6 protein-coding genes are annotated in these 7,668 nt (G+C 41.0%); all 6 read left to right on the top strand.

The window, feature by feature from the left end:
- Window positions 1-291 precede the first annotated feature (291 nt).
- Window positions 292-2,772, top strand: a complete 2,481-nt coding sequence (locus tag Q4G98_RS01600; protein ID WP_301961809.1) for an ATP-binding protein — start codon at window positions 292-294, stop codon at window positions 2,770-2,772.
- Between the two features lie 278 nt (window positions 2,773-3,050).
- Window positions 3,051-4,394, top strand: coding sequence for a sensor domain-containing diguanylate cyclase (locus tag Q4G98_RS01595; protein ID WP_298564816.1), 1,344 nt, complete (start codon window positions 3,051-3,053; stop codon window positions 4,392-4,394).
- Between the two features lie 138 nt (window positions 4,395-4,532).
- Entirely contained in the window at window positions 4,533-5,282 is a 750-nt protein-coding gene (locus Q4G98_RS01590) for an A24 family peptidase (protein WP_293545992.1), read from the top strand.
- Window positions 5,283-5,362: 80 nt separating this feature from the next.
- Window positions 5,363-6,436: a type IV pilus assembly protein PilM gene (gene pilM / locus Q4G98_RS01585; RefSeq protein ID WP_298564818.1), complete on the top strand. Its 1,074-nt coding sequence runs from the start codon at window positions 5,363-5,365 to the stop codon at window positions 6,434-6,436.
- Window positions 6,429-6,986, top strand: a complete 558-nt coding sequence (locus Q4G98_RS01580; protein ID WP_298564820.1) for a PilN domain-containing protein — start codon at window positions 6,429-6,431, stop codon at window positions 6,984-6,986. The genes pilM and Q4G98_RS01580 overlap by 8 nt, the downstream gene beginning before the upstream one ends.
- A complete protein-coding gene (locus tag Q4G98_RS01575; protein ID WP_298564822.1) occupies window positions 6,983-7,657 on the top strand; it encodes a type 4a pilus biogenesis protein PilO in 675 nt (224 codons plus the stop codon). The genes Q4G98_RS01580 and Q4G98_RS01575 overlap by 4 nt, the downstream gene beginning before the upstream one ends.
- The last annotated feature ends 11 nt before the right edge of the window (window positions 7,658-7,668 follow it).

Below are 7,668 nucleotides of genomic sequence, written 5' to 3'. Positions count from 1 at the left end.
TATATTTTCCTGCCAAGAGGCTTTTTATGCTGTCCGTTCAATATGGGGCAGTTCAAGCTGGTAAAAGCTTTGAAAGGGGCTTTTTTAGGGAATATTTTACAGAGCTGCAGATAAATAATTAAATACAGTGCCTGATTATCAATAAACACATTCCTGATCTGATGGAATGTGTTTATTTTATTTTGAAATAATTATTCTTTTATTTGATAAGTAATTGTTAAAATGATAATATATTATGTAATTGATAAAATATATTTATAAATTGTGTTAAACGCAAGAAGGAGAATGAAAGTGTTTACTTTCTGGGAAAGAATAAAGAATAATAATTTTATTATCAAAAATTTCAGAGTGTTATGCGTGCTGGTAATAGCTTTCGATATTTTGACGACAGTATATTTCTCGGTGCAGATGCTGAAAAGTAATATCAGGGAAATTCTGACAACGACTAATAATGAAATTGCACTATATATTGATTCAACCTTGCGGCTGGGAACTGCTATTGCCAATGATGAAGAAATAAAAGATACGACGATACCGCTTGTTGAACGTGCTGCCAAGCTGGACAGTTATACAAAGGCTTATAATTTGTTCATGGTAGGCGTTTTGGATAAAGAGGGCAACATTGGTTCGTCGATACGGCATAAAACAGGTTATGTAGGCTACAGGCCTTATTTTAAAGAGATGCTGGCAACCAGGAAAACTGTTTTGAGCGACCAGTATGTTGCCGGTGCCGATCACGAAACTAAAATCTATACTTTGTGGATACCGTATTATGATGAAAAACATTTGCCGGAGGGTGAGATCGCCGGCGCTATTACTATGTCGATTTACTTCGATAAAATAGAGGATATTATCCAGAATAAAGGTGACAGCAATACTGCTTATGAATGTTCGGTAGTTGACAGCCGGGGGATAATCAGTGCCAATAATAAAGAAGATATGCGCGGCATGCAAATAGAAGACGCTCTGGCAAGAGCTAAATGGCGCAGTATGTCTGATGAGCTTGTTAAAGAACATTTGAAAACGCATAAGGAATTTTCGTATTGGGCCTGGGACAGAGCCTTTGAATACGTTTCTTATATGCCGATACCACAGACAAACTGGCTTGTTTCCATGCGTATTGACGTTTTTAAGTCTTATAGTATTTTACTGTGGTCGTTGTTATTGAAGCTGCTGGTATATTTTTCTATTTTTCTAGTTTTATCTTTGCGGAAAAACAGGGAGATCTGGCTGCATGATAATCTGTTCAATATGATGTCGATAAATACGGACGATGTTTTTGGTATTTTTGATATAAAAAAGAACAAACCCGAATATATAAGTTATAACATTGAGCGGATCATGTCTGTTGACCATGATGAAGTTTTTAACGATCATAGTTTGATGAAAAAATATTTTCAGGTCGATTTTGAGGTTATCAAAGCAAAACTTTTTGAAGCAGAGGATAAAACCTATGCGTTTGAGCGGGAATGGCAAGATAAAAGCTTTTATTTTAAAAGTTATTTGGTAGAGCACGACGGTGAGCTGAAAATAATTATGATCGTGCATGACAGAACAGAAGAAAGAATTAAAAATGACAGATTAAAAACTGCACTGCTGCAGGCGGAAAAGGCCAATATTGCCAAAACAGTTTTCTTATCGGCAATGTCGCATGATATCAGAACGCCGATGAATGCCATCATGGGGATGACGGCAATAGCGAAAGAGCATCTTCATGAATTACCGCGAGTTGCTGACTGCTTGGATAAAATAGATGTTTCGTCAAAATATCTGCTGAACCTGATTGACGAAGTGCTGGATATGGCGCGAATTGAAAATGACAAAATGATTCTGCAGGAAACAGCGGCAGATTTAGAAAATATCGTTGATGAAATTTTTAGTATTCTTAAAGTAGGCCTGTATAAAAAAGACCAAAAGCTGACAATCGATTTGTCTGGACTGAAGCATCGTTATGTGTATGCCGATAAGGAAAAACTGCAGAAGGTACTGGTCAATATCGTTTCCAACGCCATAAAATACACTGATGTCAAAGGTAAGATTAAACTGGAGGTTAAAGAACTTGGCTGTGATGATAAAGGCTTTTGCAGCTATCAGTTTATCGTTACTGATAATGGCAGTGGGATCAGTAAAGAATTTCTGCCGAAAATTTTTCTGCCTTTTGAACGTGAAGAAAACAGTGTTACTAATAAAATTCAGGGAACCGGTCTTGGTCTGACGATCAGTAAAAGAATTGCCAATATGATGCAGGGCGATATTACTGTTAAAAGTGAAAGCGGGCAGGGGTCTGTATTTACAGTTGCAGTAAAGCTGAAACTGCAGCAGGAAAACGACGGCAGCGGACAGGAGTCTGAAGACGCAGCAGAAGCTCTGGAAGCGCCGCCTGATTATACAGGCAAACGTATACTGGTCGTAGAAGATAATGAGTTAAATTATGAGATCATTGCCGAGATTATTGGTTGTGCGGGCATAACGGTAGAATGGGCAGAAAACGGTTTGCTTGCAGTTGAAAAAGTACGCAATTCAGCAGAAGGGTATTTTGATTTGATTTTTATGGACATTCAGATGCCGGTCATGGATGGTTATACTGCTAGTAAAAATATCAGAAATCTGGAACGGGAAGATGTAGGAAAGATGCCTATCGTTGCCGTATCAGCCAATGCATTCAGTGAGGATGTGCATAAATCTTTTGTCGCCGGGATGAATGAACATCTGGCGAAACCGATAGATATCCAAAAACTTTATACAATACTTAAGAGATATCTTACCTGTTAAACAGGCAAGCTGTTGGTAGACTGAGGTCAAATAGTAAAATCATGAATGAGAGATAAGAGGTTTTCAAGGCAGCAGAGCTAGAACACTGCTGCCTTCTTTTATGTGGATAAAATTTGCGGTATTGGTCTGAGCTTGTAATGATTTATTAATATTTATAATTTTTATTTATAAAGACGGTTTTTGGTATTTGAATATACTTTATGAAAGTAACAAATATTATTTGATTTATGTGATATAATAAATATTAAATAATCCAATTGGACGCAGGAGAGGTTTCGATGACCGATAAAGAGATTTGTTACGAAATCATTAATAATAGCGATGATCTTGTTTATGTTACGGATATAGAGACGAACAAGGTCATTTTTGCAAATAAAAGGCTGCTGCAGGTGATTGGCAAAAGTGAGTCCGAGGTGTTCGGAAAACTTTGTTATCAGGCTTTGCAGGGCAAGGAGAGTCCGTGCGAGTTCTGCACTAATGCTGTGCTTTCGGCAGAAAAATTTTATGAATGGGAATTTTTCAGAGAAGATCTGCAGCAGTATTTTATTTTGCATGATAAAAAAATCATAATAAATGGCCGGGAATGCCGTGTGGAGATCGGTAGTGATATTACTGCGCAGGTACAGGAAAAACAGGACATCAAAAATAAACTGAATATGGAACGAACGCTGATCCAATGCATCGATACTTTGAATCATGAAAATGATGTCAATAAAGCGATCAACGAACTGCTGAAGATCGTTGGCGAAACATATGAAGGCGACAGGGCATACATTTTTGAAAGGTGTGAAGCTGATAATACTGTTTCTAATACCTATGAGTGGTGTAAGAAGGGCATTGTCCCTCAGCTGGAGTTATTGCAGAAAATACCGTTCAGTTATTTTGGTATGTGGATCGAGCGCTTCAATAACCATAAATCCCGGATCATTTATTCTTTAAAAGATGAGCTGGAACACGAGTCAGAAGAATATAAAATCTTAGGGGCGCAGAATATCAATTCGCTGATAGCCGCGCCGTTGTTTAATAACGGCCAGCTGATCGGCTTTATTGGTGTAGATAATCCTTCGGTTGAGTATTTGCATTATGGCTTATTGGAACAGGTCACGTCTTTTATTGTTAATGACCTGCAAAAACGATTGCTGATCGAAAAACTGCAGATTCTCAGTTATAAGGATTCTTTGACCGGCGTTTGTAACAGGACGAGTTATATAAAATATTTAGACGAGCTGAAAAATAAGCAGTACAGCAGTTTAGGCGTTGTTTTTCTTGATATCAACGGACTGAAAAAAGCTAATGACAGCAAAGGTCATGATTATGGTGACTATATTATCATGACGATCAGCAAGCTGCTGCAAACTACTTTTGGCGAAAAAGTGTTCCGTATCGGCGGCGATGAATTTGTGGTGCTCTGTGAAGACATCAAGAAAGCGACGTTTGAGGAAAAAGAGCGGTCTTTACGTGCGTTTGCGCTGCGGAATACAGAAATAAAATTTTCGCTGGGTGCGGTTTGGACGGATCAGGTCGTAGCCGTTGAGAGATTGATCAGCAGTGCTGATAGAGCAATGTATGAAGAAAAACGCAGTTATTATAAAAAATCTCTGCGTTGTGACAGTGAGCTGTAAAGCTGGCCAAACGATTAGCCGGCAGATGTTTGTGTGTGATTTTGTCTTTTTTTTAAGACCTTTTAACAGTTCTTTTTACGCTTATATAAAGTAAAAGTATTATAATTTAAGGTATATTTTATCTTAGGACGTGGTTGAGTGTATTTATTATTTTGCTTATATTTTGTGCTGGGTATTGTGATCGGCAGTTTTCTGAATGTCTGTATTTACAGGCTGCCTCTGGGAATTTCTGTTGTTAAACCGCCGTCTGCCTGCGGCAGCTGCGGCCACCGGCTGGGGCCTTTGGATATGGTACCTGTTTTAAGCTATATTTTCCTGCGCGGCAGATGCCGCTACTGTAAGGCGCCTTACAGCCCGCGCTATCTGCTGGTGGAGCTTTTAACAGGTATTTTGTTTGCTTTGTGTGGGCTTTATTATTTACCGGGGCTGAAAATAGCTTTGGTATTCTTTTTTGTAGCTTGCCTGATCGTGCAGGCGTTTATTGATCTGGACCACCAGATACTGCTGGATGAAATTTTGATGCTGATGCTGCCAACCGGTATTATTTATGCTTATTATGCGCTGCCGGATATGTGGGATGCGCTTTATGGTGCTTTATTCGCCGGGGGTCTGATGCTGCTGATCTTTTTACTGAGCCGCGGCGGGATGGGGGCCGGTGATGTTAAGCTCAGCTTTGTTTTAGGCGTTTGGCTGGGGTTGAAGGCAAGTATCGTTTGTCTGATGCTGGCTTTTATTTTGGGAGGCGTCATAGGTGTACTGCTGCTGGCAACTGGTATCAAGCAGCGCAAGGATCCGATTCCTTTTGGGCCGTTCTTATGTACAGGCGCGTATATTGCACTTTTATTTTCGCCCTATTTGATTTATTTTTACTGGAGTTTGTTTGTATAAGTTTATAAACTTATGATATAATTTATAAGATATAGTATTGAAATTGATTTTATTTATATAAATCAGGGAGGTCTGCGCAAGTGAATGTGCAAGCCATCGTAAAAAAATTGTTTCATGCAAAGCCGTCTAAAATAATCGGTGTCGATATTGGCACAGGCAGTATCAAGCTGGTACAGATAGAAAACGGCAGTAAGCCTGTAGTTAGTTGTTTTGCTGTAGCAGAGCTGCCGCTTGAACTGATCAATAACGGTTTTGTGCGCAACAGCGATGCGATGATAGGTTTTATTAAGGGTTTGCTGGCCAAGTATGATTTTAACGCCAGGCATGCAGTGTTTACTGTAGGCGGGCGCAATGCATTTGTACGCGAGATCGATATGCCGGAAATGCCTGATGAGGAAATGAAGCAGTCTGTGGCCTGGGATTCTAGTCAGTATGTGCCTTATGAAGCCGATACCTATTATGTTGATTCGGCAAAATTTGGTTCGTTTACCAGTGACGGCTTGCAGCCTGTACTTTTGGTAGCTTCGCCCAAAGACGTTATTGATTCGTTATTGGAGATCAGTGATGCGCTTGGCTGGCAGACGATCGGTATCGATATCGAGGTTTTAGCCGCATACAGAACCTTGCCGCAGCAGCTGGAAAATTTTGTTTTGCTGGATATAGGACGTTCTTATTCCATGCTGACTATTTTCCAAAACGGCGCTCCTGTAGCTCAGCGCAGTATACCCCAGGGCGGGCAGATGTTCGATGCCGCTATTGCCAGCGGGGCCGGCGTTGATCTGGCGGCAGCGGAAAAGATCAAACTGGAAGATGAACTGCTTTTGAGCAGCTTGGAAACGGATAAAACTAAATATGCGGAATTTTTTAACGAGATCGAAAATCTGGGCCGTGAAGTGCGCAGGACCTGCGAATATTATTTAATCAATAAAAAAGATGCCAGATTTACACATCTGGTTCTGGCGGGCGGCGGCGCGAATATGGCCGGGCTGCCTGAATTTTTGACCGAGGGCATGGAAATGCAGGTCGTCGTTAATGATCTGCGCCAGGCAGTAACTTTTGCCGATAAGCTGGACCAGCGGGAATTGAAAAAATATCTGGGAGCGCTGACAGTTGCGATAGGCGCTGCTTTGTATGGAGGGGAAGCTGATGATTAAAATCAACCTTTTACCTGAGTACAGGCGTAAAACAGAATTTCCGACATGGAAGCTTTATCGCATTGTAGCCTATGTATTTTTAGGCTTGAGTATTTTGCTGTGGGGCTATCATTTGGCAATGTTCAAGTATACGGAAAGTAGATTCAGCGAGGTCAACGAGGGCATCGCTTCGATGAAAGTCTGGCAGGAACGCTTTGATAAAGCGCAGCTCCAGAATGCGGAAATCAATAAACGCAATACTATCGTACGCAATCTTTCTAAAGACCGTATCGTCTGGAGCCGCTCACTGGCAGAGCTGGGTAATGTTACACCTTACGGCTGCTGGCTTACCAGTGTCAAGCAGGGCAATCAGCCGGACCAGATGAGTATAGCCGGTAAGGCGATGAAGATGGATGACGTGCTTAAATTTATCAGCCTTCTGCAGGCCAGACCGGACGTTGCCGGTGTGCAGCTGGTTTCTGCCAGCGAAAGCGGCAGTAATAATAACAGCAGCAGTGTTGGCGTTATTGATTTTGCTTTGGAAGTTCAGCGAAGCGGGGTGAAAAAGTGAAATTAGAAATGCCTGACAGCAATATGTCAGAAAACAGTAGATACTCTTTATTATTGCTGGGTTCAGTGCTATTATTTGTTTTTGTAGCGCTGTACCTTGTCCAGCCGCTGCGTGAGGATATTCAAAAAAACGAGCAGGAGCTGACGCAGGCCCAGCAGCGTCTGGCCAGTTATCAGACCTTTGCCGGACAGAATAAGGATTATAATGCTTTTGCGCTTAAGCAGGCAGGTTATCTTGCGGAAGCTAAAAAGCTGCTGCCCGATACGGTAACCGTACCTGAATTAGTACAGGAATATTCAAATCTTTCCAAAGAATGCGGGATCCAGTTTAAAAGTGTTAAGCCGCCCAGCACTGCCTTGAAGCAGGTAAGCGGAGCGTATGAAGTGCCGCTGAATATTTCTATCAGCGGAAACTATTATAAAATGGTCGAGTTTTTACAGAAGGTAGAAAACGGCGGCAGATTTGCTAAATTGAATAAAGTCAGTATCAATACTGTCAAAGAAAATGACACTTCCGGAAATTTGGATATGACAGCCGAATTTACTGTGTATTCTCTGAAGGATACTTTAGGGAAGGTGAACAGTGCTGATACCGGTGAAAAAACTGGTTTAGAGCGAGTTAAAGAACGCGATGCAGCCAATATGGCGGCAGTAGAAGAAGCGAGAAAATAAAAATAATAAAC

It is taken from the genome of uncultured Phascolarctobacterium sp., assembly GCF_958349595.1.
In the GTDB taxonomy this organism is placed as follows: domain Bacteria; phylum Bacillota; class Negativicutes; order Acidaminococcales; family Acidaminococcaceae; genus Phascolarctobacterium.
This window is presented reverse-complemented; position numbering and strand designations above follow the sequence as displayed.